19 protein-coding genes, 2 tRNA genes and 1 pseudogene are annotated in these 23,785 nt (G+C 61.4%); 12 read left to right on the forward strand and 10 right to left on the reverse strand.

Going from position 1 to position 23,785, the window contains the following annotated elements:
• Positions 1-13: 13 nt before the first annotated feature.
• Complete coding sequence (locus tag V1277_RS29665) at positions 14-1,000, reverse strand: integrase core domain-containing protein (RefSeq protein ID WP_334416542.1); 987 nt, start codon at positions 998-1,000, stop codon at positions 14-16.
• A gap of 897 nt (positions 1,001-1,897) precedes the next feature.
• Here V1277_RS29665 and V1277_RS29670 point away from each other — a divergent pair.
• Positions 1,898-2,635, forward strand: a complete 738-nt coding sequence (locus tag V1277_RS29670; protein ID WP_334419324.1) for a hypothetical protein — start codon at positions 1,898-1,900, stop codon at positions 2,633-2,635.
• Between the two features lie 220 nt (positions 2,636-2,855).
• Here the strand turns inward: V1277_RS29670 and V1277_RS29675 are convergent, their stop codons facing one another.
• From V1277_RS29675 to V1277_RS29685, 3 genes are all read right to left on the reverse strand, one after another.
• Positions 2,856-3,395 carry a DUF992 domain-containing protein gene (locus V1277_RS29675; protein ID WP_334419325.1) on the reverse strand — a complete coding sequence of 180 codons (540 nt, stop codon included), beginning with the start codon at positions 3,393-3,395 and terminating at the stop codon, positions 2,856-2,858.
• Between the two features lie 243 nt (positions 3,396-3,638).
• Positions 3,639-5,048, reverse strand: a complete 1,410-nt coding sequence (gene glnA, locus V1277_RS29680) for a type I glutamate--ammonia ligase (protein ID WP_028345760.1) — start codon at positions 5,046-5,048, stop codon at positions 3,639-3,641.
• A 137-nt stretch (positions 5,049-5,185) separates the two neighbouring features.
• Positions 5,186-5,524 carry a P-II family nitrogen regulator gene (locus V1277_RS29685; protein WP_027537227.1) on the reverse strand — a complete coding sequence of 113 codons (339 nt, stop codon included), beginning with the start codon at positions 5,522-5,524 and terminating at the stop codon, positions 5,186-5,188.
• Between the two features lie 413 nt (positions 5,525-5,937).
• Between V1277_RS29685 and V1277_RS29690 the strand changes: the two genes are divergently transcribed.
• Genes V1277_RS29690 through V1277_RS29700 form a run of 3 tightly spaced genes read left to right on the forward strand, consistent with a single transcriptional unit; the run spans position 5,938 to position 8,132 of the window.
• Positions 5,938-7,437, forward strand: coding sequence for an NAD(P)H-hydrate dehydratase (locus V1277_RS29690; protein ID WP_334419326.1), 1,500 nt, complete (start codon positions 5,938-5,940; stop codon positions 7,435-7,437).
• Positions 7,438-7,480: 43 nt separating this feature from the next.
• A complete protein-coding gene (locus tag V1277_RS29695; RefSeq protein WP_334419327.1) occupies positions 7,481-7,777 on the forward strand; it encodes a type II toxin-antitoxin system RelE/ParE family toxin in 297 nt (98 codons plus the stop codon).
• Position 7,778: 1 nt separating this feature from the next.
• Complete coding sequence (locus tag V1277_RS29700) at positions 7,779-8,132, forward strand: addiction module antidote protein (protein ID WP_334419328.1); 354 nt, start codon at positions 7,779-7,781, stop codon at positions 8,130-8,132.
• Here the strand turns inward: V1277_RS29700 and V1277_RS29705 are convergent.
• The 4 genes from V1277_RS29705 to V1277_RS29720 all read right to left on the reverse strand — a co-directional run bounded on the left by V1277_RS29705 (position 8,129) and on the right by V1277_RS29720 (position 12,044).
• Positions 8,129-8,950 (reverse strand): enolase C-terminal domain-like protein, encoded by an 822-nt coding sequence (locus V1277_RS29705; RefSeq protein ID WP_334419329.1) that lies wholly within the window; start codon positions 8,948-8,950, stop codon positions 8,129-8,131. The genes V1277_RS29700 and V1277_RS29705 overlap by 4 nt on opposite strands.
• A 163-nt stretch (positions 8,951-9,113) precedes the next feature.
• Positions 9,114-10,385 (reverse strand): IS701 family transposase, encoded by a 1,272-nt coding sequence (locus V1277_RS29710; protein WP_334415441.1) that lies wholly within the window; start codon positions 10,383-10,385, stop codon positions 9,114-9,116.
• Between the two features lie 32 nt (positions 10,386-10,417).
• Complete coding sequence (locus tag V1277_RS29715) at positions 10,418-10,705, reverse strand: hypothetical protein (protein WP_334419330.1); 288 nt, start codon at positions 10,703-10,705, stop codon at positions 10,418-10,420.
• 10 nt (positions 10,706-10,715) lie between these two features.
• On the reverse strand, positions 10,716-12,044 hold the full coding sequence (locus V1277_RS29720; protein ID WP_334419331.1) for a multicopper oxidase family protein: 1,329 nt from the start codon (positions 12,042-12,044) through the stop codon (positions 10,716-10,718).
• 137 nt (positions 12,045-12,181) lie between these two features.
• Between V1277_RS29720 and V1277_RS29725 the strand changes: the two genes are divergently transcribed.
• The 7 genes and pseudogenes from V1277_RS29725 (at position 12,182) to V1277_RS29755 (ending at position 19,824) form a co-directional block, all read left to right on the forward strand.
• Positions 12,182-12,266: transfer RNA gene (locus tag V1277_RS29725), tRNA-Leu, on the forward strand.
• Positions 12,267-12,436: 170 nt separating this feature from the next.
• Positions 12,437-13,801, forward strand: a complete 1,365-nt coding sequence (gene tig / locus V1277_RS29730; protein ID WP_334375053.1) for a trigger factor — start codon at positions 12,437-12,439, stop codon at positions 13,799-13,801.
• Positions 13,802-14,068: 267 nt separating this feature from the next.
• On the forward strand, positions 14,069-14,704 hold the full coding sequence (locus V1277_RS29735) for an ATP-dependent Clp protease proteolytic subunit (RefSeq protein WP_334375054.1): 636 nt from the start codon (positions 14,069-14,071) through the stop codon (positions 14,702-14,704).
• A gap of 427 nt (positions 14,705-15,131) precedes the next feature.
• Positions 15,132-16,407, forward strand: a pseudogene (gene clpX / locus V1277_RS29740) (ATP-dependent Clp protease ATP-binding subunit ClpX).
• Positions 16,408-16,731: 324 nt separating this feature from the next.
• Positions 16,732-19,158 carry an endopeptidase La gene (gene lon, locus V1277_RS29745; RefSeq protein WP_334419332.1) on the forward strand — a complete coding sequence of 809 codons (2,427 nt, stop codon included), beginning with the start codon at positions 16,732-16,734 and terminating at the stop codon, positions 19,156-19,158.
• Positions 19,159-19,285: 127 nt separating this feature from the next.
• Positions 19,286-19,687: a GFA family protein gene (locus tag V1277_RS29750; RefSeq protein WP_334419333.1), complete on the forward strand. Its 402-nt coding sequence runs from the start codon at positions 19,286-19,288 to the stop codon at positions 19,685-19,687.
• Between the two features lie 60 nt (positions 19,688-19,747).
• Positions 19,748-19,824, forward strand: a tRNA-Val gene (locus tag V1277_RS29755).
• Positions 19,825-19,960: 136 nt separating this feature from the next.
• Here the strand turns inward: V1277_RS29755 and V1277_RS29760 are convergent.
• Positions 19,961-20,614 carry a hypothetical protein gene (locus V1277_RS29760; RefSeq protein ID WP_334419334.1) on the reverse strand — a complete coding sequence of 218 codons (654 nt, stop codon included), beginning with the start codon at positions 20,612-20,614 and terminating at the stop codon, positions 19,961-19,963.
• An 876-nt stretch (positions 20,615-21,490) separates the two neighbouring features.
• Between V1277_RS29760 and V1277_RS29765 the strand changes: the two genes are divergently transcribed.
• Positions 21,491-22,351: a class I SAM-dependent methyltransferase gene (locus V1277_RS29765; protein ID WP_334419335.1), complete on the forward strand. Its 861-nt coding sequence runs from the start codon at positions 21,491-21,493 to the stop codon at positions 22,349-22,351.
• Between the two features lie 136 nt (positions 22,352-22,487).
• Here the strand turns inward: V1277_RS29765 and pepT are convergent, their stop codons facing one another.
• Complete coding sequence (gene pepT / locus V1277_RS29770; RefSeq protein ID WP_334419336.1) at positions 22,488-23,747, reverse strand: peptidase T; 1,260 nt, start codon at positions 23,745-23,747, stop codon at positions 22,488-22,490.
• Positions 23,748-23,785: the final 38 nt, after the last annotated feature.

A 23,785-nucleotide genomic window follows, 5' to 3' on the forward strand; every position in this document is an offset into this window, starting at 1 on the left:
TTGTCGATGTTCACTAATTCGCTGATTGGATCGCGGTGGTCTTGGTGGCTGCAAAGGCCTTCGGGGTCAGCCCTGCAAGGGCCTGATGAGGCCTGTGGTTATTGTAGTAGATCAGGTACTCGAACAGCTCTTTGGCGAAGTGGTCGAGATTGTCGAAGGTTGCGCCCTCGATGACGTCCTCTTCGAGGGTTCGCCAGAAGCGCTCGACCTTGCCATTGGTTTGCGGCCGGTAGGGCCTGGTGTAGCGATGCTTGATGCCGAGTTCGAGCAGCATGGCCTCGAAGGGATGCTCCTGAGGGGTGTTGCGGGAGGCGAACTCGGCCCCGTTGTCGGACAGAATCTCGGCGAAGATCAGTCCGTAAGTGACGTTGAGAGTATTGATCATCTTCAGCGTCTTGAACATCACCGGAAGCGCCTTCTTGGAGGTCAGCACCTCGGCCCAGGCCAGGCGCGAGCAGCTGTCGATCAGGCAGATGATGTAGGGCGTGACAGGGGGTGGCGCGAGGAACATGTCGCGCGGCAATTGATGCAGATCGACGTGGCCGAGCTCCCCGAGCTTGTCCTTGATAATGCGGCGTTTCTCCTCGCGCATCGCCGGCGTGCGGCGGTTCAGTTGATGGCGCTTCAGCACCCGGTAGATGGTCGATGGCGAAGGTACTGTGGCGCGCTGCTCACGCAAGACGGCATGGATCTCGTAGCGGTTCATCCCCCGTTGGCGCTGAGCGATGATCTCGGCCTCGATCCCGTTCGGCTCGCGCCGTTCCCGCCATTTGGGCCCACGACGACGCGGCAACAGGTCGGCTTCATCGCCGCTCTGCAGATAGCGGTTGTAATACTTGCGGAAGGTCTGCGAACAGGTTCCGTGATGGCGGTAGAAATCCCCAACACTCTTGAACACCGCCGATCGGCCCGCCTTGACCGCCTCATATTCCGGGATCAGAAACCGCCACTTCTGCAGGTAATTGCGTTCAATCGTCCGGTCATAGCTGTTATCGCGCATCGGATCGTCCTCCAGAGGAGCGATCCAATCAGCGAATTAGTGAACTTGCACAGCAATGACGAGGAAGTCGCGACGCACACACCATTGTCACCCCCGCGAAGGCGGGGATCCAGTACGCCGCGGCTTCTCGGTTCAATCACTGACGTCTCTGGAATACTGGGTCACCCGCTTTCGCGGGTGACGACAACTGAGTATGACTTCGCGATCTCGCGACATGAACTGCCCGAGGTTTGCATCTTCTTCTTCGCCCTTTCCAAATAGAGGGCGCAGGGAAGACCGGGTGCTTGCTGCACCCGCGGTCTCGTGTGCAAAGTGCGCAAAACAAAACGCACACGAGCATACAGGTACAGCGGGAGCATCCCGGCCTTCCCTGCGCAATGGCTTTACGGCTTACTTCGTGCTCTTCCCGGAGAACGGCTCTTTTGCCTCCGTCGCCGGCGGGATACCTCCCGCCAACTTAACGCCAGCACCGCGGCGCCCGAACCACACGACTTCGCCGTACGCTTCCCGCGCCTACGTCTTGCGCATTCAGCGTCCATCGCATCTCACCGCACGTTCGTGACGATCGCGAGCCGCCCCTCATCTCGCCGTGAGACGGGCGGAGTTATGCGCGTGATTTGGGTGAGAACGAAAGTGGAATATTTTTGATTTCCGGGCTTGACACGATTTCGGAAAATCAGAAGTGATTTGCCTGTCGTGTTGATTTGTCGCGGCCCCGGCACGAGATCGCGCTTGCTCTGGAGGCAAATCAGTTCGTGGCTCTGGCGGCAGATTAGCACGAATGTGCTATCGAACTGGTGGTCGAATTTGTGCCATGCTCTTGCGGAGGGCACATGCAAAGTCGACTCTCGCCTCCGATGAATCCAGCAAGTCAAAAATCTCCGGGAATGTGTTTCTATGAACTTGGTTGGATCGCGTCCGACGCTGATCGCAAATCTCAGCGCGCTGGTCTTGGCTTCTCTCGTGGTGGCGGAGGGAGCCTACATTGTGCACAAATGCTTTGGATACTATCGTCCGCAAGACATTTGGGGCTTTCTGACTCCTGCAATTGTGATGTTCATCATCAGAAATCGGATATTTTCCTACTGCTTCCTGGCTCTCTACATCGCGCTATTTTTTCAGATGTTTTATCAGGCCAGCATTATTCCGGTTGACCGTGCAGCATGTGGCGACAAGCATGATCCTCTTGGATACATGGCGGTCCTTTTTGTTATTTCTATAATTTGCCTAGCTATCTACGCAGTGCGTGCCCTGGTCAGCATTGTTGCTTCTGCTGCCGTCTCTCTGGGCGACCAGAATAATCGAGAGTTCGCGGCCATCGTTGCTGCCATCGCAAAGCGTCGCAAGATCGATCGGTCGGTCGCAATCGATGTCACGCCATTGTTTCTGCCGATGCTGGATCGTATCTCGCTTGCCGAGCTAAACGACTACATCCTTGACCGATATTCGCCCAAGCGTGGAGAAGATCACGAGTCGAAGCATGATATCGTTGAGATTGAGGACCGGGAGCTCAAATCATTTGACAGGTCGTTTATCTACAAAGATGTCCTCACCATTACATTCACTTACAGCGATGCTTGGGAAACGGTAGACAAATTCCAAGCTGTTCTGCTCAATCGCCAATTCGAACTATGATTTTGAGACGGATTTAGGATGGGCAGAGCGAAGCCCATACTCGTCGCGAGACTTGAGATGATGGGTATCGCTTCCGCCTACGTTCGCTGAGCTACGGCGGACAAGTCGCTCCACCCACCCTACCGCAAAGACAAAAGGCGCCCGAATGCAGGCGCCTTTCGCATCTTGCGACAATGATCCCGGCGGCAAGCCGCCGACTAGTTGACCAGCGATGATGTCGTCACTGGGGCGCGCGGCGTGCGGGCGCGGGCGCGGCGGCCGGCCGCAGCTCCATTGTGGATACGCCTGCCGCAATATTCACGCCCGTCTGCCCCTGCACGGATAGCGGCTGCATCATTACAGTGCGGTCCGAGCCTCCAACCAGGACGTTGGCACTCGCTCCGGCACCGACCGTGCCGCCGGCGGTCGCACCCGTATAGGTTCCCGCCAATGCCGCCCGGCGCAGCGTGGTCGGCGCAAAAATCGCCCAGGCCAACTGGCCGCCGGTCGTGGCGCCGATGTCAAGGCCGAGCGTGCTGACGGTGCCCTCATAAGCCTCGCGCCCCCTGCCTCTCGATGACGCATAGACGCAGCTCAATTGCCGCTGGCCCCCGATAACCATGCCGACACCGGGCGCGATGTTGCAGGTGAGCGTGCCGACCCTCGTCCGCCCGGTGTCCTGAGCCGTGGCCGGCGGAGCCATGGCTAGGGCGAGTGCGAGAGCGACGCATGTGGTCGCGAGACTATTCAAGGTTGTTCTATTCAGGGTTGCTTTGTTCATGGGCGGCGTCCTCCTTCGACGCATTCTGGTGGACCCCCTCAACGCGCGGCGACATTGCGAGGTTCCTGCCGGCCTTAGAGCGCTTGCAGCTCCATATGAGCGGAATTCGCGGCGGCGGCGTACGAGTATGCGAACGAGGCGGCCGAAGCGCCTGATTTTCCTCCGCAAAAACAAAAGGCGCCCCTCGGGAGCGCCTTTTGCATTGTCGGACGGTGATACTGGCGGCGCGAGCGCCGCGCGCCATCACTGCGAATAATACATCTCGAACTCGACCGGGTGCGGTGTCATTTCGAAGCGCTCGACTTCGGTCATCTTCAGCTCGATGAAGCTGTCGATGAAGTCGTCGTCGAACACGCCGCCGTTCTTGAGGAAGGCGCGGTCCTTGTCGAGATTTTCCAGCGCCTCGCGCAAGGAGCCGCACACGGTCGGGATCTGCTTCAGCTCTTCCTTCGGCAGGTCGTAGAGGTCCTTGTCCATCGCCGGACCCGGATCGATCTTGTTCTTGATGCCGTCGAGGCCGGCCATCAGCATTGCGGCGAAGCCGAGATAGGGGTTGGCCATCGGGTCGGGGAAACGAACCTCGACGCGCTTGGCCTTCGGGTTCGCCGTATACGGGATGCGGCAGGAGGCCGAGCGGTTGCGCGCGGAGTAGGCGAGCAGCACGGGGGCTTCATAGCCCGGGACCAGGCGCTTGTAGGAGTTGGTCGACGGGTTGGTGAAGGCGTTGATCGCCTTGGCGTGCTTGATGATGCCGCCGATATAGTGGAGGCAGGTCTCCGAGAGGTCGGCATATTTGTTGCCGGCGAACACCGGCTTGCCGTCCTTCCAGATCGACTGGTGGCAGTGCATGCCCGAGCCGTTGTCGCCGTAGACCGGCTTCGGCATGAAGGTGGCGGTCTTGCCGTAGATGTGCGCGACCTGGTGGATGCAGTATTTGTAGATCTGCATCTGGTCGGCCATCAGCGTCATGGTGTCGAACTTCATGCCGAGCTCGTGCTGGGCGGAAGCGACCTCATGGTGATGCTTTTCGACCTTGACGCCCATCTTGGCCATCGCGCCGAGCATTTCCGAACGCATGTCCTGCACCGAGTCCTGCGGCGGGACCGGGAAGTAGCCGGCCTTGGTGCGGATGCGGTGGCCAAGGTTGCCGCCCTCATACTCGGTGTCCGAATTGATCGGCAGTTCCGAGGAATCGAGCTTGAAGCCGGTGTTGTAGGGGGTGGTCTGGTAGCGCACGTCGTCGAACACGAAGAACTCGGCTTCCGGTCCGAAGAACACGGTGTCGCCGACGCCCGACGATTTCACCATGGCCTCGGCCTTCTTGGCGATGCCGCGAGGGTCGCGGTTGTAGGGCTCCCCCGTGGTCGGCTCGAGCACGTCGCACACGATGACCATGGTGGTCTCGGCGAAGAACGGGTCGATCGTCGCGGTCACCGGATCGGGCATCAGGCACATGTCGGATTCATTGATCGCCTTCCAGCCGGCGATCGAGGAGCCGTCGAACATCTGACCTTCGGCAAAGGTGTCCTCTTCGATCATGCTGACGTCGAAGGTCACGTGCTGCCACTTGCCGCGCGGATCGGTGAAGCGCAGGTCGACGTATTTTACGTCGTTGTCCTTGATCGATTTCAGGACGTCTTTAGCGGTCTTCATGAATACCCCTTTTGGCTTACGGGACGGTTTCCGGAGCGCGACATTTCGCAGACGATCAAGGCATCGCGAACGAAATCAGGCCGCGGAAGCAGCCCTTTTCTTGTTTTTCAGTCGCAAACTTTCGGATAGCACCCGGCTCAGATAGCGTCCAGCCCGGATTCTCCGGTTCTGATCCGGATCGCTTCCTCGATATTGGAGACGAAGATCTTGCCGTCGCCGATGCGCCCGGTCTGGGCGGCGCGGCGGATCGCGTCGATCGCCTTCTCGACCAGCTCGTCCGAAATCACGATCTCGATTTTCACCTTGGGCAGGAAGTCCACGATGTATTCCGCACCGCGATAGAGCTCGGCGTGTCCCTTCTGCCGGCCGAACCCCTTGGCCTCAGTGACCGTGATGCCCTGCAGTCCGACTTCCTGAAGCGCCTCTTTCACCTCGTCGAGCTTGAATGGCTTGATGATGGCTTCAATCTTCTTCACTGAGCGCCTCCCGGGCATTTCCAAATTGCAGAGTGCAGATAGCTTCGATGTCGCAGCCTGGTGAACTTACCTGGCGCCGTCTGGTTTGATCCTTGCATCCGGCAAAGCCGGAACTGCTGCATGATTGCAAAGCCGGAATTGCTCATAATTTGCCGGTGACTGCGACCATCCTGAGCTCGGCTTTCCAACCGGCTTCCTCAAAAGCAGGGTCTATGCCAAGTTGTTAATGCGGCTGATTTCGGAACGTTATCAGACTTTTAACAGGCAAGTGAAAGAGGTTCACCGGCGGCTAGCATGATAGCGAAGCTTATAAAATAGGCAAACCGATCATTTCGTGTGCAGACGAGGCGAGGCAGGCCACGGGCGCGACGGGGATATGCCTCCAGAAAAGGCGGATGGATCGAGGAATCGGCATGGAAGTTTTGACCACGACCGAGACGGAGCGGGCCGACCGGCTGACGATCGCCGGCGGAACGCCCGGCTTCGCGCTGATGATGAGCGCCGGCCAGGCCGTGGCGGAGGCTGCGATGAATCTCGTCGAGGAGGGGCCGATCGTCGTGGTCGCCGGCCGCGGCAATAATGGCGGCGACGGCTTTGTGGCGGCCGCTGAACTCGCCGCACGCGGGCGCGAGGTTTCCGTCATCCTGTTGTGCGAGCGCGACAGCCTGCAGGGGGATGCCGCGCTCGCCGCGCGCGGCTGGAAATATCCGGTGTTGCCGTTCAACCCACAGGCGATCGGCAAGCCGGCCCTGATCATCGACGCGCTGTTCGGCGCAGGTCTCAATCGTCCGGTCAAGGGCGATCCGCTCGAGATGATCGAGGCGATCAACGCCAACGGCGCGCCGGTGCTGGCCGTCGACCTGCCGAGCGGCATCAACGGTACCACGGGCGCGATGATGGGCGCGGCGATCGACGCCGTCGAAACCGTCACCTTCTTCCGCCGCAAACCGGCGCATCTGTTGATGCCCGGGCGCAAGCATTGCGGCCGCGTCCGCGTCGCCGAGATCGGCATCGATGCGCATGTGCTTGAGGAGATCCGGCCGCAGACGTTCGAGAACGTTCCGCAGAGCTGGCAAAAATCCTTTCCGGTGCCTTCTATCGACGGCCATAAATATGCCCGTGGCCACGCCGTCGTGCTGTCGGGGGAACTGGCGTCGACGGGTGCGGCGCGGCTGGCGGCCCGTGGCGCGCTGCGGGCAGGGGCCGGCCTCGTCACCGTAGCCTCGCCGCGCGATGCGCTCGCCGTCAATGCCGCGGCGCTGACGGCGGTGATGGTTCGCGCGGTCGATAACGTGGTCCAATTCGCCGACCTTGTGGGCGACAGGCGGCTCAATTCCATCGTGATCGGGCCGGGCGCCGGCATCGGCGCGCGGACGCGCGATTTCGTCCATACGGCGCTTTCGACGAAACGGGGCCTCGTGCTCGACGCTGACGCGCTGACGAGTTTTGCCGAAGCGCCGGAGCGGCTGTTTGAGCAGATCAGGGCGAGCGAGGATCCGCAGGTCGTGCTGACCCCGCATGAGGGCGAGTTTCCGCGCCTGTTCAGCGACATCAGCAACAAGCACCCCGGCCGTTCGAAGCTGGAGCGGGTGCGCGACGCCGCCCAGCGCTCCAGCGCGGTGGTGCTGCTGAAGGGACCGGACACGGTGGTGGCTTCGCCGGACGGGCGCGCCAGCATCGCCTCCAACGCGCCGCCCTGGCTCGCGACGGCGGGGGCCGGCGATGTGTTGGCCGGCATGATCGCGGGGCTGCTGGCGCAAGGCGTGCCGGCCTATGAAGCCGCCTGCATCGGCGTCTGGATGCACGGCGAATCCGCGGGCGAAGCAGGGCCGGGCTTGATCGCGGAAGACCTTTCGGAAGTGCTGCCCGCGGTATTCCGCCGGCTCTATGACGAGTTCGGGATCGAATACTAAGCCCACGATTGATTATTAAAAGTTTGTAGTCTATAAACTACGCGTGCTTGAGCTGAGGCAGACAGAGACGTTTCGAAAGTGGCGCCTGCGGCTCAGGGATCACCGAGCCCGCGCGATTATCGCGTCGCGGTTGGATCGGCTGGCACAAGGGCACGCAGGCGATGCTGAGCCGGTTGGCGAGGGCGTCAGCGAACTCCGTATCCACCACGGCCCCGGTTACCGCGTCTATTTTCAGCAGCGGGGAAACACGATCATTGTTCTGCTTTGCGGGGGCGACAAGAGCACGCAGACGAAAGACATCCGGACAGCAAAACGGCTTGCCGCGGAATGGAGTGAATGAGATGGGCGAAAAGCTGACCACTTATGATCCAGCTGAGGATTTGCTTTCTGACGAGGCCATCGCCGTGTTTATGGAGGAGGCCTTCAAGACCGAGGATGCCGGCTATATCGCTCATGCCCTTGGTGTCGTTGCCCGCGCCAAGGGGATGACGGAGATCGCCAAGGAGACCGGACTTTCACGCGAACAGCTCTATCGTTCGTTCAGCGCAAAAGGCAACCCAACCTTGAAGACGACAATTGCCGTGATGAAGGCGCTGGGGGTTGAACTCACGGCCAAGCCCCACGTCACTGAAGAGGCGGCCCTCGCTGTCCGACACAAGAGCCGCCGCGCCGGTTCATCGCGTCGCCTTGGCTAACTGATGAGATACTTCGCCACCGCCGTCTCGTTCCACTCCAGCCCCAGCCCCGGTCCACGCGCGGTGACCGTGCCATCGACGATCTCGGCAGGCTTGGCGAGGATGACGCTGGCGAAATCCAAAAATTCGAGCCAGTGCGCGGTCGGCGTCACCGCCAGCATGTGAGCGCTGGCTTCGGCGAAGAGATGGCTCGACATCGGGATGTTGGCGGCCTCGGCTTGGGCGGCGACCTGCAGCCAGCCGGTGACGCCGCCGCACTTCATCAGATCCGGCATGATGAAATCGCTGGCACCTAGCGCGATCGCTTCGGCAAAGCCGCGCGGGAACCACCAGTTCTCGCCGGCCTGAATCGGCGTCGGCGAAGTCTCGCGGACCTTGGCGTGTCCCGAGAGGTTTTCCTGCGGCACGGGTTCTTCGATCCAGTGCAAATCGTAGCGAGCGAGGCGAGCGATCCGGCGCGCGGCTTCCGCGGGATCGAGCGACTGGTTGAAGTCGGTCATCAGCGCGATGTCGGGGCCGATGAGCGCGCGCACGCCCTTGACGACGCGCTCGTCATTGGCGGCATCGCCATCGCCGCCCTTGATCTTGATGCCGCGAAACCCCTGCTCGAGCGAGCGGCGCAGCGCTCTTTCGTCCGCCACCGGATCGACCACGCCATAGCTGTCATAGGCCCGGATCGGTTTTGGCGAACCGCCGAGTAGTTCGACCACTGGCTTGCCGGCCAACTGGCCGAGCGCGTCCCAGTAGGCCATGTCGAGGCCCGACACTGCCATGCCGACAAGTCCTTGCCAGCCGAGCAGGCGGAATTTTGCATCCATTGCCGCCATCAGATCGTAGGGCGCAACCGTCCTACTGCGTCACGAGCGCTTTCTGACATATCGAGCGGCACGGGCTCCGCAACAGGGGCATCGCGGGAGCCACTTTGTAAGCGCTTTGATCAAGCGTGCACGCATGGTCGCGATCGAGTTTGGAATGTGGCGTTCAGGCCGCAAGGGCGGATCCGCGGGGTCGATAACCGTCGGGTAATGCAGGCGTCGAGAGCAGCGCGGGGGAACGAGGTCCTGAGGGGGGAATCGCGGCTCGCTCGGAGACCAGGAACCCATAGGCCGCGATGCAGAGCGTTGCGTGATGATGGAAGCCACGCCATCCGCGCCCTTCGTAGTGCCCAAGCCCGACCTCCTGCTTGAGTTCCTGATAGTCGCGCTCGATCCGCCAGCGCATCTTGGTGATATCGACGAGCTGGCGGAAGCTGATCTCTGCCGGCAGTGTGGAGAGCCAGTATTTGTATTTGCTGAGCTTTGTTTCGCCCTCCGGCCACTCGATCAGCAGCCACTCCTCTGCGACCTGCCCGGGGATTGCACCATTGTAGCCGACGCGTACGCGCACCCGTGCAAAGCGCGAGGACAGCCAATCGGCCGAGCCTTCGCGCCAGCGGATCGTGCGCCAGGCGTGCTCAGGTAGAGCACGCACCACTTCTTGGGCCGAGATCAGATCGGGCTCATTGCGTCGGCCGTTATTGTTGAGCGATTTGTCGGGCCGCTTCGGACCGGTGCCAGGCGCCCACATCAACACGTTCGGCTGAATGCCCGCCACATAGCTCAATCCCAGGGCAGACACGCTCGTGCGCAATCGCGAGTCACGGCCGTAGTCGAGGTCCATCAACAGCACTCCCAGCGGAAGGCCTGCCGCGTGCGCCCGTTGGATCAACTCGAGCGCAATCTGCTGTTTGGTCTTGAAGCGGATGTCCTCAGGCACCCCGGCCCGATCCCGACGCGCGCGATCCTCGGCCCACTCTTTCGGCAAATAGAGCCGATACCCGACCGGCAAGCTGGCAAAGTGGTTCGCAATCGACAGCGACACTGCCACTTGGCAATTGGCTTCCTTGCCAAGCTGCCCGCAATACTGCGGCTTCACCCCAACCGAATGTCGGCCCTTCTTCGGGATGCCGGTGTCATCGATGATCCAGGCCTCGATCGGCCCGTGCTTCGTGATTGCCGGAACCACCAGTTCGCTGATCTTGGCCAGCACCTTCTCGTCCGACCAACCGCCAGCACCGACAAAGTGCAGCAACGACTGGTGTTGCGCAGAGACACGCGCTGGATCGGTCCGCGCCGCCATCGGCTCTACGCTCTTGCGCTCGCCCGGCAGGATCAGCCCGGTGCAGTAGTCGCGCAGCGGTCGAGCCCGATCCGCCTGACCCATCGCGCTCGCAAGTTCCTCAACATAGGACGCAAACCGGATATCGAGATTCATCTTAGCCTCCACGCTGAGCTTGAATCTCGCAATTATCTGATTCTTCTAGTCGATCGCCCGCGACCCTCTGACTCAGTAGGGACCGGCTGGCCTACGAGTTCGCACCCGATCTCCTCGATCAGGTGCACCAGCGGCTTCAGCGTCAGCTTGCTGTAGGCGAAAATGTAGGAGTGGCCTGCAACGCCCTGATCGGTCTCGACATCGATCAGGACCAATGGGCCCACATCGATCACGCCGAAGGCGTTCTTCACGGGGCGGGCGAGCGGTACGACGAGCGCTCGCGCCTTGACGCTGCGGATGGCGGGAATCGGCTTGCTCATGGCTTGCTCCTCATTCGACTGCGTACCATCGCACCAGCCGCGGTGCCGCCCAGTCGGTCGCGACGGATTCGATCAGCCAGCGGCCGGCATGTTCGGCGGCAAAGGCGATGCGTTGGGTCTGGCCGGGCTCGATCGCCAGCGTATCCAGCCAGAACGGCTTCCAGCCGTCGTCGAGCCGGTCCAGCAGGCGGAAGTGATGGCCGTGGAGGTGGAAGACGGTGGCGACCGCGGCGCGGTTGGTGAGTGCCAGCACCACGGTGCGGCCTTTCCTGGCGCGGAAGGCGGGCAGGGCGCTCACGGCAAAATTGGCTGGCGTCATCCAATCGCCGGAAGGTCCGCCCAGCGCAACATCGATCCGGGTCGCCCCCTTGAGGTCGAGGCGCTCGGGCAGGCCGTTGGAGGGCAGCGGCGGGGCGGGTGGCAACGGTGCGGCGCGGACCGGCGGTTCGCTGGAGACAATAAGTTTGCCGATCGGGCGGGCTTCCTTGCCATCATGCAGCAGGATCGCATGGGTCGTGCCTGCCGGAGCGGTCAAATCGATGAAGGCGTCGACCCGTCCGCCCGGCGCTAGTACCAGCGCTCCATTGCGGGCCTGGAACGGCTCCGATGGCTGGCTGTCGATGGCCATGACCCGGACGTCGAGCCCTTCCAGTTTGATAGCCATAACAGAGCGTTGGCAGCCGCTGATGATGCGGAGCCTGATCCGTTCGTTGGTCCGACCTGAGAGTTCGAGCGAAGTCTGGCCGTTAATCGTATGGAGGGGCGCGGTGTCCTTCGGATCGATTCCCGGCGCGATCGCTGTTCCATCGGGCCTTGCCTGCCAGTCCTCGATCAGGAGCACCTCGTCGCGGTCGACGGCGACCGGCTCGGTTTCGCGAACGATCAACGGCCGTGCCCGCGTTGGTTGTGCCTGTCGATCGCCAAGCAGCCCGGGGTCACAGAGGAAGGTCCCGGCGTGGCGCAGGGGAAGCTGCAAGGTGGCCTTGCCACCGCTTGCGAGGGCTGCGCGCGCCGTGAGGGGGGCGTGAGCCGGAACGCCGTCCATACCCCGCCAGTTGAGGACGACCGGCACCGGCAGCTCATTGGCAAAGGCGATCTCGGCCGTCTCGCCACGCTTGAAAGTGAGGTCGGGTCCTTGCAGCGACCAGACCGGCGCGGGCGTACCACCCGGCCGGAGTGCGAGGGTCTCCGGCTTGGCCTGTAAGGTCAGCGGGGGACTTGCCTGGGCTGCGCCGGAAACCGGCCATATCGAGGTGAGGGCGGCGGCGCCCAGCCCGGCTACCAGTTCGCGTCGATCTAACGTTGATTTGGGGCTTGCCATCGGACCGATGTGGACCATTTTCTGATGTGCCTATCCTAGCTGTGACGCCTTGCCCCGGGGCTGTCAAAAAGGGCCATTTTTTTGCTGCGGAGGTGTAGGCTCATGTTATAAGCCCGCCGCCCGCGGCATCGCGGCCGGGTATGGATGCTTTTCACGCGGGCGTGGCGGAACTGGTAGACGCGCTGGATTTAGGTTCCAGTGACGAAAGTTGTGGGGGTTCGAGTCCCTCCGCCCGCACCAAGCGCTCTATCCAAGCGTTTGCATGACGAATACTGGAGGGCTTGCTTCCCCCTATGGGGGAGCCAAGGTCAGCCGAACCACCGGCGCAGGGCTGCAAGGCTTGCGCGTCGAACAAAATTAGACACTGCCGGGCTGTTTTGGCCCGGCGCAAGCGGAAGAAGATTGACACCATGCAGGTCACCGAAACCCTCGCCGAGGGATTGAAGCACGAGTTCAAGGTCAGCGTTCCCGCATCGGATCTCGATGCCAAGGCGGATGCCAAGCTGGTCGACCTCAAGGACAAGGTGAAGCTCAATGGCTTCCGCCCCGGCAAGGTGCCGGTGAGCCATCTGAAGAAGGTGTATGGCCGCTCGGTGATGGCCGAGACCATCGACCAGACCATCCGCGACACCAACACGCAGATCTTCACCGACCGCGGTTTCCGCCTTGCGACCGAGCCCAAGATCACGTTGCCGACCGAGCAGAAAGAGGTCGAGGAATTGCTCGCGGGCAAGAGCGACCTGACCTACACGGTCGCGATCGAGGTGGTGCCGACGATCCAGCTCGCCGATTTCAAGACCTTCTCGGTGGAGAAGCCGGTGGTCGAAGTGACCGACGCCGAGGTCGACGAGGCGATCAAGCGCATCGCCGACCAGAACCGCCCCTATGCCGCGAAGGCCGAGGGCGCCAAGGCCGAAACCGGCGATCGCGTCACCATCAGCTTCAAGGGCAGCATTAACGGCACCCCGTTCGACGGCGGCACCGGCGAGGGCATTCCGGTCGTGATCGGCACCGGACAGTTCATTCCGGGTTTTGAGGAACAACTCGTCGGCATCGGAACGGGCGAAACCCGCACGCTCAAAGTGTCGTTCCCGAAGAATTACGCCAGCGAGAAGCTCGCCGGCCAGCCGGCCGAGTTCGAGACTACGGCAACCCTGATCGAAGCCCCGGGCGAGACTGAGATCAACGACGAGTTTGCAAAAACGCTTGGCCTGGAATCGCTCGACAAGCTGAAGGAGGCCGCGCGCGAGCGGCTGGTCGCCGAGTTCGCCGGTGCCACGCGCCAGCGCGTCAAGCGCGCGCTGCTCGACCGTCTCGACGACAGCCACAAATTCGAGGCGCCGCCGTCACTGATCGAGGAAGAGTTCAACCTGATGTGGAACTCGATCAAGGCCGAGATGGAATCCTCCGGCAAGACCTTTGCCGACGAGGACACCACCGAAGAGGCGGCCAAGGAAGAGTACAAGAAGATCGCCGACCGCCGCGTCCGGCTTGGCCTCGTGCTGTCGGAGATCGGCGAGAAGAACAAGATCACCGTGACCGATGACGAAGTCAGCCGCGCGGTGATCGAGCGGGCGCGATCGATGCCCGGCCGCGAGAAGGAGGTCTGGGACTACTATCGTAACAATGCCAATGCGCTGGCCCAGCTTCGTGCGCCGATTTATGAAGACAAGGTGGTCGATTTCATCCTCGAACTCGCCAACGTGACCGAAAAGAAGGTGTCGCGCGAGGACCTGTTCAAGGACGACGAGGCCGACGAGAAGAGCGCAGCCTGATCGATTTGGTCAGGCCGGCATTAATGATGAACGGCGATAGCGGCGTGGTGACGGCACCCGTCGCTATGAGAGCGGCTGCGAATCAGTTTGAACTTCTCTCATTCGGCTCCGCAATTGCCCGGCCTTGTCGCCAGGAAATTGGCTCATATCTGTGAGTTGAGTTGAAGTTCTGCATCACGGGACGTTTGTCCGCACACGGCAATGATACCTGCCTTGCCGATGGATGTTCGTCCCGCTTGTTCTCTATCCGAACCCTTGGGGTGATTAATGCGCGATCCCGTTGAAACCTACATGAACCTCGTTCCGATGGTGGTCGAGCAGACCAACCGCGGCGAACGCGCCTACGACATTTTCTCGCGGCTTCTGAAGGAGCGCATCATCTTCCTGACCGGTCCGGTCGAAGACGGCATGTCGACGCTCGTCGTCGCGCAGCTTCTGTTCCTCGAGGCGGAGAATCCGAAGAAGGAAATCTCGATGTACATCAACTCGCCCGGCGGCGTGGTGACATCGGGGCTTGCGATCTACGACACCATGCAATTCATCCGTCCGCCGGTGTCGACGCTGTGCACCGGGCAGGCGGCCTCGATGGGTTCGCTGCTGCTCGCGGCTGGTGAAAAGGACATGCGCTTCTCGCTGCCCAATTCGCGCATCATGGTGCATCAGCCTTCCGGCGGCTTCCAGGGCCAGGCCACCGACATCATGCTGCATGCGCAGGAGATTCTGAATCTCAAGAAGCGCCTCAACGAAATCTACGTGAAGCACACCGGCCAGACCTACAAGGCGATCGAGGACGCGCTGGAGCGCGACAAATTCCTGACCGCCGACATGGCGCACGACTTTGGTATCGTCGACAAGGTGATCGACAAGCGTCCCGAAGAGACGACGTCGGTGAAAGTCCCGTAAGGCACCGGATAGCGACACCCCGCGTTGACCTTAACGGTTGGTTGAATCGGCAAATATGGCCGAAAGCCGCGCCTGTGCCCCCGTGTAGGCCGAAAGTTCCGCTTTCGTGCCGGTTTTGCGGCGTGGCAATACCGCAACGCTCGGTCGATTTCGTCAACTTCTCCCCGTGCGAACGCCACAAATCACGGTATTGTCACGGGTAGCCAAACCGGCCCCGATTAGCGAATTCTTGATAGTCGGGTGTCAGCATGGTTGGCTGTGTGAGATGCGTTAAGATCGCGGGGGATTGTAGAAGCCGTGATTCGCACGGTGGGTAATTGAGTTAGGGTCTTTTCTGGTACGGAATTTGCTCTATCTACCTTCAGGTCCGGTGCAGTGCCGGAATGGGTCGATCGGGTAACGGATCGAACGGCGGACGGAGACAGGAATGAGTAAGGTTGGCACGAGCGACTCCAAGAACACGCTATATTGCTCGTTCTGTGGAAAGAGCCAGCACGAAGTCCGCAAACTCATCGCGGGTCCCACCGTATTCATCTGCGACGAGTGCGTCGAACTCTGCATGGACATCATTCGTGAGGAGAACAAGTCCTCGCTGGTGAAGTCGCGCGATGGCATCCCGACGCCGAAGGAAATCTGCAAGGTGCTGGACGACTATGTGATCGGCCAGAGCCATGCCAAGAAGGTGCTCTCGGTTGCCGTTCACAACCACTACAAGCGCCTCAATCACCAGACCAAGCACAATGACGTCGAACTCGCGAAGTCGAACATCCTGCTGATCGGTCCGACCGGTTCGGGCAAGACGCTGCTGGCGCAGACGCTGGCGCGCATTCTCGACGTGCCGTTCACCATGGCGGATGCGACGACGCTCACCGAAGCCGGTTACGTCGGCGAGGACGTCGAGAACATTATCCTGAAGCTGTTGCAGTCGGCCGACTACAATGTCGAGCGCGCGCAGCGCGGCATCGTCTATATCGACGAAATCGACAAGATCAGCCGCAAGTCCGACAACCCGTCGATCACCCGCGACGTGTCGGGCGAGGGCGTGCAGCAGGCGCTGTTGAAGATCATGGAAGGCACGGTCGCCTCCGTGCCTCCGCAGGGCGGCCGCAAGCATCCGCAGCAGGAGTTCCTGCAGGTCGACACCACCAACATCCTGTTCATCTGCGGCGGCGCCTTCTCAGGCCTTGAGAAGATCATCTCCGCGCGCGGACGTTCGACCTCGATCGGTTTCGCCGCCCAGGTGCTGGCGCCCGAAGACCGCCGCACCGGCGAAATCTTCCGCCATGTCGAACCGGAAGACTTGCTGAAGTACGGCCTGATCCCCGAATTCGTCGGCCGCCTGCCGGTGGTCGCGACGCTGGAGGATCTCGACGAGACCTCGCTGAAGAAGATCCTGACCGATCCGAAGAACGCGCTGGTGAAACAATACCAGCGGCTGTTCGAAATGGAGAACATCGAACTCACCTTCGCCGACGAGGCGCTTGGCGCGGTCGCCCGCAAGGCGATCGAGCGCAAGACCGGCGCGCGCGGGTTGCGTTCGATCCTCGAAAGCATCCTGCTCGAGACGATGTTCGATCTGCCGGGCCTGGAAGGTGTCGAAGAGGTTGTGATCTCGCGCGAAGTTGTCGAGGGAACTGCCCGTCCGCTCTACATTTATGCGGACCGTTCGGACCCGGGCCGTCGAGAGCAGCGCCAGCGCCTGATAGCGTCGCGCTGGCCAGAACTCATACCTTTGAATAACCCTTTGGATAAGGCGGCTGCCGGTGTTTCGGCGGCCGCTGTGGCGTAAGCGTTTTTCGCGAGTCTGATCCGCAATTTGCGGTCATTTTCCGTGACTTGACACCCCCATGCCCGATAGCCACCTAATGCCCATGGTGGCGGAAATCACGTTCGAGATTCGTCGCAAAGATCATCCGGTGAGAGGCGGCAGCGAAGGCGGCCGACCGGCCCGGAACTCCCAGCACCTTGTGGCGGTTGCGCAAGCGATGCGGACTGCGTGCAAGGGGGCAAAACAGAAGGAATAGGCCATGACGACTCCAAAAACCCGGCCAACCATCATTCTCGGCGAAAGCCATTCGTATCCGGTGCTGCCGCTCCGCGACATCGTCGTATTTCCGCACATGATCGTGCCGCTGTTCGTCGGCCGTGAGAAATCGATCCGCGCCCTCGAAGAGGTGATGAAGAACGACGCGCTGATCCTGCTCGCGACGCAGAAGAACGCGTCCGACGACGATCCGAGCTCGGATTCCATCTACGAGGTCGGTACGCTTGCCAGCGTGCTGCAACTCCTGAAGCTTCCCGACGGCACCGTGAAGGTGCTGGTCGAAGGGCTCGAGCGCGCGCGCGTGCAAAAGTATTCCGACCGCACCGAATATTACGAGGCGACCGCGATCGCGCTCGCCGATACCGACGCCAACTCGGTTGAAGCCGAAGCTCTGGCGCGCTCGGTCGTGTCCGACTTCGAAAGCTATGTGAAGCTGAACAAGAAGATCTCCGCCGAAGTCGTCGGCGTGGTTCAGGCGATCACCGACTTCGCCAAGCTCAGCGATCAGGTCGCTCAGCATCTCGCCGTCAAGATCGCCGATCGCCAGGGCATCCTGGAGACGTTGTCCGTCACGCAGCGCCTGGAGAAGGTGCTGGGCCTGATGGAGAGCGAAATCTCGGTGCTGCAGGTCGAGAAGCGCATCCGCTCGCGCGTCAAGCGCCAGATGGAGAAGACCCAGCGCGAGTATTACCTGAACGAGCAGATGAAGGCGATCCAGAAGGAGCTCGGCGACGACGAAGGCCGCGACGAGCTGGCCGATCTGGAAGAGAAGATTGCCAAGACCAAGCTTTCCAAGGAAGCGCGGGAGAAGGCGCAGCACGAGTTGAAGAAGCTGCGCCAGATGTCGCCGATGTCCGCGGAAGCCACCGTCGTGCGCAACTATCTCGACTGGCTGTTGTCGATTCCGTGGAACAAGAAGTCCAAGGTCAAGAAGGACCTCGAGCAGGCCCAGGCCGTGCTGGACTCCGACCACTACGGGCTTGAGAAGGTCAAGGACCGCATCGTCGAGTATCTCGCCGTGCAGTCGCGCGCCAACAAGCTGACCGGACCGATCCTGTGTCTGGTCGGGCCTCCCGGCGTCGGCAAAACCTCGCTCGGCAAGTCGATCGCAAAAGCCACCGGCCGCGAATTCGTGCGCGTCTCGCTCGGCGGCGTGCGTGACGAGGCCGAGATCCGCGGTCACCGCCGCACCTATATCGGCTCGATGCCCGGCAAGATCATCCAGTCGATGCGCAAGGCCAAGACCTCGAATCCGCTATTCCTGTTGGACGAGATCGACAAGATGGGCGCCGATTTCCGCGGCGATCCGTCGTCGGCGCTGCTCGAGGTCCTCGACCCCGAGCAGAACTCGACCTTCAACGACCACTATCTGGAGGTCGACTACGATCTGTCGAACGTCATGTTCATCACGACCGCGAATACGCTCAATATTCCGGGGCCGCTGATGGACCGCATGGAGATCATCCGGATCGCCGGCTACACCGAGAACGAGAAGGTCGAGATCGCGCGCAAGCACCTGATCCCGAACGCCATCTCCAAGCATGGCCTCGATTCCAAGGAATGGTCCATCGACGACGATGCTCTGCTGTTGATGATCCGCCGCTACACCCGCGAGGCGGGCGTGCGTAACCTGGAGCGTGAGCTCTCCACACTCGCCCGCAAGGCGGTGAAGGAGCTGATGATCTCCAAGAAGAAGTCGGTCAAGGTCACCGAGAAGACTCTCGAAGACTTCCTCGGCGTGCCGAAGTACCGCTTCGGCGAGATCGAGAGCGAGCCGCAGGTCGGTATCGTCACGGGTCTGGCCTGGACCGATGTCGGCGGCGAGCTGCTGACGATCGAAGGCGTCATGATGCCCGGCAAGGGCAAGATGACGGTCACGGGCAACCTGCGCGACGTGATGAAGGAGTCGATCTCGGCGGCGGCGTCTTACGTCCGCTCGCGGGCGATCAACTACGGCGTCGAGCCGCCGCTGTTCGACAAGCGCGACATCCACGTCCACGTGCCGGAGGGCGCAACCCCGAAGGACGGACCGTCGGCGGGTGTGGCGATGGCCACCGCGATCATCTCGGTCATGACCGGCATTCCGGTCCGGCACGATGTCGCGATGACCGGCGAAATCACGCTGCGTGGTCGTGTGCTGCCGATCGGTGGTTTGAAAGAGAAGCTGCTCGCGGCCGCCCGCGGCGGCATCAAGACGGTGCTGATCCCCGAGGACAACGCCAAGGATCTCACGGAGATTTCCGATGCGATCAAGGGCGGCATGGACATCGTCCCGGTTGCTCGGCTCGATGACGTCGTCGCCAAGGCGCTGGTCCGCGCCCCAGTGCCGATCGTCTGGGAAGAGGACACCAAGGTGCCGGTCAAGCAGGACGCCTCGGACGAGGCGGCCGGTGGCCTGACGGCCCACTGAGCTCGATCAGTCACCACTGATGATCATCGAGCTGAAATGATAAAGCGGCGCCTTCGGGCGCCGTTTTTGTTTGGTGCGGGTGGGATCTCGGCTTGAACCTCAGCCCGGCGGACGGCGTTGATGAGGGATGGAAATCGACGGGCAATGCCATTGCGGGCGGGTGACCTATCGGGCCGATATCGACCCGGAAAAAGTATCGATCTGTCACTGCACCGATTGCCAGAACCTGACGGGCTCGCCGTACCGGGTGACGGTGATCTGTTCGGCCGAGCAGGTCCGCATGACCGGCGCGCCGGCGAAGGTTTATCCGAAGAAGGGCGACAACGGCCGGACACGCTTTCAGTACTTTTGCGAAATCTGCGGCTCGCCATTGTTCACCAGCGGAGACGGCGGACCGGACGATTGGGGCATCCGCTGGGGCAGCATCCGCCAGCGCGATCGGCTCAAGCCGGCGCGGCAAATCTGGTGCCGCTCCGCCGCGCCGTGGATCCACGAGATTGGAGCGTTGCCGGGGCGGCCGGGCGACTAGTGAAGCGCGGATATCCCACCTTGCACCAAAGGGGGTCGAGAGGCTAAACAGGCGGCTTACGGGCGGCTAGCTCAGCTGGTTAGAGCATCTCGTTTACACCGAGAGGGTCGGGAGTTCGAATCTCTCGCCGCCTACCAGCCTTCGCCCCTGCGGGGCTTCGGCTGGGCATGCCAGCTTCGCGGCGGTGGCGCAACCGTTTGCTCCTCCGCAGGGGCGAAGGCTGTCGCGCCGAGCTTGAAGAGCGAAGGCGGACTGGCCTTACACTCTTCTCATTCAGCCTTGTGGGGTTGTCGTGGTGGCCGGGAGAATTAGGGGCGCTCCTCCAACCGAAATTGGCCCCATAGGTTGAGGCTGCCGAGCCATCTTCTTGCGCACTACTCGGGATAGCCGGTTTTGAGCGTTCCTTGCTGAAATCGAGGAAGTTATTTCCGGCTTCATTGCATTTTGCAGCGAGTCGATCTTCACCATAAGCTTGGAAAGCTGAGCAGATATCTTCTTCACGTCTTCATGTTCATCCGCTATCTGAGCAGATAATTTCTTCACACTGACGTGCTCATCCACGACGCTCTGTCTCAGAGAAGCAAGCGCAATTGAATCCTGCTGAAGAAGAGCTGTGTTTTGCTGCAACAGGATATTGTTCTCTTGCAGCGCGACAACGTGTTGCTGCTGAGCCGACTGAATATCCTTCAATGCGGCAACAGCCGGATCGGCTATCGGATCGGAAGCTTTCTGATGTGGAAGCAATTCGGCCAAACGGCTGATATCCGGCAGGGTAAAGTCCGGCGGCAGCGTATAGATGGCCGCCGCACTGTTTATTCCAAGAGCGAACACCGCTAGCGCCAAGACCGATTTTCGGCTCGATTGCTTGCTCGGTGCGGTGGATTCGGGTTGTTCGGTTTGGCTCTGCGTTTCCGATGCCGTGGTCACGTGTACTAACCTCAAATGAGTGAAATGAAAAAGGAGCCGTCGCTGGATCGTCCCTCGCGACGGCTCCCTTACGCGACACCCAACTAGAACTGCCTGAAATAATAGGCCTATGAGATTAATTCGGCGTTAGCGCTTCCAGGGCGCAGGCTAGCGCCGAAGCTCGCTGAGCGACGACGGACCTGATCGACATCGAACCGAGCTTCCGACCACGATGTGTAATGGAGGACGCCATTACCAGCAATCTAAACGCTAACAGGTGTAGCGCGGGGCGGCGCGGAGCAATGTCGCACCACCCCGCGACTAAGAATTAGTAACCTCTACAGGTCTCGCGATACCGACGGCAATTTCCTTCGCCGCGTTCACCCAACTCATCCTTGTTGAGGCAAGCATATCTTAGTTCGGCGCACAAATCTCTCCGAACTGGTCGCCCGCAGGCCTCCCGATATCTGCGGCAATTTCCTTCGCCCCGCTCTCCCAGCGCGTCCTTGTTTTCGCAGGCAAGCCTCAGTTGCTCGCATCGCCCACCTCCTCGATCGACGCGGACGCCTCCCGGTCCAATCTCAATGGATTGAGAAAAGGCCGAAATTGGAATTACAAAAAGAGCGGCTGCCGCGGCGGCGCCGAATGCATATTTACGCATCCCATTCATCTTGATCCCTCCAGGGTGCTAAGTGCCGGTCAGTTGCCTTGCGGCAATAGATCACGCGAAAGGCGGGATATCGTTCCGAAGGAAATGCAGGAAAGTGTAGTTATGACTGTAAATCTCGGGGTACATGAACGAACGAAGCGGCATCACGGCAATGATACGGCAACGATGCGGCGTGAACGGTCCGGCATAGGGGCGACGGACGTCGAAATTCAAAAAGGAGCGCGCAAATGGATACACCGGCAAGCCACGACCAAAACGCCGACCAGGTCGCCTACTGGAACGGTCCGGCCGGCCAGCGCTGGGCGGAGCGGCAGGCGGCGCAGGACGTGCTGCTCAAGCCGGTCGCCGACCTTGTTGTCGACCGGGCCAGGCTGAAGCCGGGAGACCGCGTCATCGATATCGGTTGCGGCAGTGGTGCCACCGCGATTGCGTTCGCGCAAAAGGTCGCGCCATCGGGCCAAGTGCTCGGCATTGACGTATCCGGCCCGATGCTGGAGCGCGCGCGGCAGGCTGCGCCGAAGGATCTGCCGATCGATTTTGTTCTGGCGGATGCCACCGTCTATCCGTTCGAGCTTGCCAGCTTCGATGTGCTGGCCTCGCGGTTCGGCGTGATGTTCTTTGCCGACCCCGGACTGTCGTTCGCCAACATGCGGAAAGCGCTGAAGCCTTCGGGGCGGCTGGCGTTTGCGTGCTGGCGCGAGCCGCGCGAAAATCCGTTCTTCATGGCGCCGCTTGCGGCCGCCTACAAGCACGTGCCAAAGCTGCCGCAGCTTGGGCCGGAAGACCCCGGGCCATTTGCGTTTGCCTCGGAGGAGCGCGTGCGCCGTATCCTGAACGCGGCCGGCTTTACCGGCGTCGAAATGGAAGCGTGTCCGCTGTTGCTGGATGCAGGGATCGGCCGCGGCCTCGATGGCGCGGTGCAGGGCGCGCTGGAGATCGGTCCGGTGAGCCGTGCGCTGGACGGCCAGCCGGCAGAAGCTCGCGCGGCCGTCGCCGCTTCCATTCGCGAAGCGCTGACGCCGTTCGCGAAGGGCGACGCGGTGCTGCTGCCGGCATCGGTCTGGATCGTGACGGCGTGGGCCTCTTAGGACGGGTAAGCGCGCTCGTCGCGCCACAACCGTCATTGCGAGGAGCGAAGCGACGAAGCAATCCATGCTTCCGCGTGCGCTGACGCATGGATTGCTTCGCTTCGCTCGCAATGACGGGGAGAGAGCAGTGCGAAAATTACGAAGCCCGCTCTTCCCAGATCATCGCCAGATGCACGATGGTTTCGGCGGCCTTCTCCATATCTTGACGGCTGACCCACTCCAGCCGCGAATGGAACGCGTGTTCGCCGGCAAAAATGTTGGGGCAGGGCAGGCCCATGAAGGACAGGCGTGAGCCGTCGGTGCCGCCGCGGATCGAGCTTCGCACCGGCGTCAGCCCGGCGCGCTTGATCGCCTCGATGGCGTGCTCGACCGTCTGGGGATAACGGTCGATCACCTGCTTCATGTTGCGGTATTGCGGCTTGACCTCCATCCGGTAGGTCGAGCGCGGATAATCCTTCATCACGTCCTTGACGATGCTCTCGAGCAGGGCTTCCTTTTGCTGCAGGCCCTCATCGGTGAAATCGCGGACGATGAAGCCGATGGTGGCTTTCTCCAGCGCGCCCGAAATGCCGATCGGATGCAGAAAACCTTCTTTGCCTTCAGTCGTCTCAGGCGAGCAGGTGTCCTTGGGCAGGCGGTCGATGATGGCGGCTGCGATCTTGATCGCGTGCTCCATCTTGCCTTTGGCAAAGCCGGGATGGGTCGAGACGCCTTCGATGGTTACGGTGGCGCCATCGGCTGAAAAGGTTTCGTCCTCGATATGCCCGGCGCTTTCACCGTCCATCGTATAGGCGAAGTCGGCGCCGAGCTTTTTCAGGTCGACCTTGTCGACGCCGCGGCCGATCTCTTCATCCGGCGTAAACAGGATCTTGATGGTGCCGTGCTTGATGTGCGGGTTCTGGATCAGAAATCGCGCCGCATCCATGATCTCGGCGAGGCCGGCCTTGTTGTCGGCGCCGAGCAGCGTGGTGCCGTCGGTCGTGATGATGTCGTGGCCGATCTGGCCGGCGAGGGCAGGATGGTCGGCAAAGCGGATCACCTGGGTGGGATCAGCCGGCAGCACGATGTCGCCGCCGCGATAGTTCTTCACGATCTGCGGCTTGACGTTGGCGCCGGTGCAGTCCGGGGAAGTGTCCATATGCGAGCAGAAGCAGATCACCGGGACCTTCTTGTCGGTAGTGGCCGGGATCGTCGCATAGACATAGCCGTGCTCGTCGAGATGGGCGTCGGTGAGCCCCATCGCCTGCAGCTCCGACGCCAGCAGGCGGCCCAAGTTCTTCTGCTTCTCGGTCGAAGGGCAGGTCGGCGAGGCCGGATCGGATTGGGTGTCGATCACGACATAGCGCAGGAGGCGCTCGGCGACGTCGTGGGTGAAGGCTGTGGGCGAGCGCGGCATGACGATCCGGAAAAGTTGATCAAGGAAAGCGCTCTATA

Origin of the sequence: Bradyrhizobium sp. AZCC 1588 (assembly GCF_036924735.1) — a bacterium.
In the GTDB taxonomy this organism is placed as follows: Bacteria; Pseudomonadota; Alphaproteobacteria; order Rhizobiales; family Xanthobacteraceae; genus Bradyrhizobium.

Coding starts and splice junctions, on each gene's coding strand:
- V1277_RS29665 (WP_334416542.1), bottom strand. CDS start 1,000: ATGCGCGATAACAGCTATGACCGGACGATTGAACGCAATTACCTGCAG.
- V1277_RS29670 (WP_334419324.1), top strand. CDS start 1,898: ATGAACTTGGTTGGATCGCGTCCGACGCTGATCGCAAATCTCAGCGCG.
- V1277_RS29675 (WP_334419325.1), bottom strand. CDS start 3,395: ATGAACAAAGCAACCCTGAATAGAACAACCTTGAATAGTCTCGCGACC.
- glnA (WP_028345760.1), bottom strand. CDS start 5,048: ATGAAGACCGCTAAAGACGTCCTGAAATCGATCAAGGACAACGACGTA.
- V1277_RS29690 (WP_334419326.1), top strand. CDS start 5,938: ATGGAAGTTTTGACCACGACCGAGACGGAGCGGGCCGACCGGCTGACG.
- V1277_RS29700 (WP_334419328.1), top strand. CDS start 7,779: ATGGGCGAAAAGCTGACCACTTATGATCCAGCTGAGGATTTGCTTTCT.
- V1277_RS29705 (WP_334419329.1), bottom strand. CDS start 8,950: ATGGATGCAAAATTCCGCCTGCTCGGCTGGCAAGGACTTGTCGGCATG.
- V1277_RS29710 (WP_334415441.1), bottom strand. CDS start 10,385: ATGAATCTCGATATCCGGTTTGCGTCCTATGTTGAGGAACTTGCGAGC.
- V1277_RS29715 (WP_334419330.1), bottom strand. CDS start 10,705: ATGAGCAAGCCGATTCCCGCCATCCGCAGCGTCAAGGCGCGAGCGCTC.
- V1277_RS29720 (WP_334419331.1), bottom strand. CDS start 12,044: ATGGTCCACATCGGTCCGATGGCAAGCCCCAAATCAACGTTAGATCGA.
- tig (WP_334375053.1), top strand. CDS start 12,437: ATGCAGGTCACCGAAACCCTCGCCGAGGGATTGAAGCACGAGTTCAAG.
- V1277_RS29735 (WP_334375054.1), top strand. CDS start 14,069: ATGCGCGATCCCGTTGAAACCTACATGAACCTCGTTCCGATGGTGGTC.
- lon (WP_334419332.1), top strand. CDS start 16,732: ATGACGACTCCAAAAACCCGGCCAACCATCATTCTCGGCGAAAGCCAT.
- V1277_RS29750 (WP_334419333.1), top strand. CDS start 19,286: ATGGAAATCGACGGGCAATGCCATTGCGGGCGGGTGACCTATCGGGCC.
- V1277_RS29765 (WP_334419335.1), top strand. CDS start 21,491: ATGGATACACCGGCAAGCCACGACCAAAACGCCGACCAGGTCGCCTAC.
- pepT (WP_334419336.1), bottom strand. CDS start 23,747: ATGCCGCGCTCGCCCACAGCCTTCACCCACGACGTCGCCGAGCGCCTC.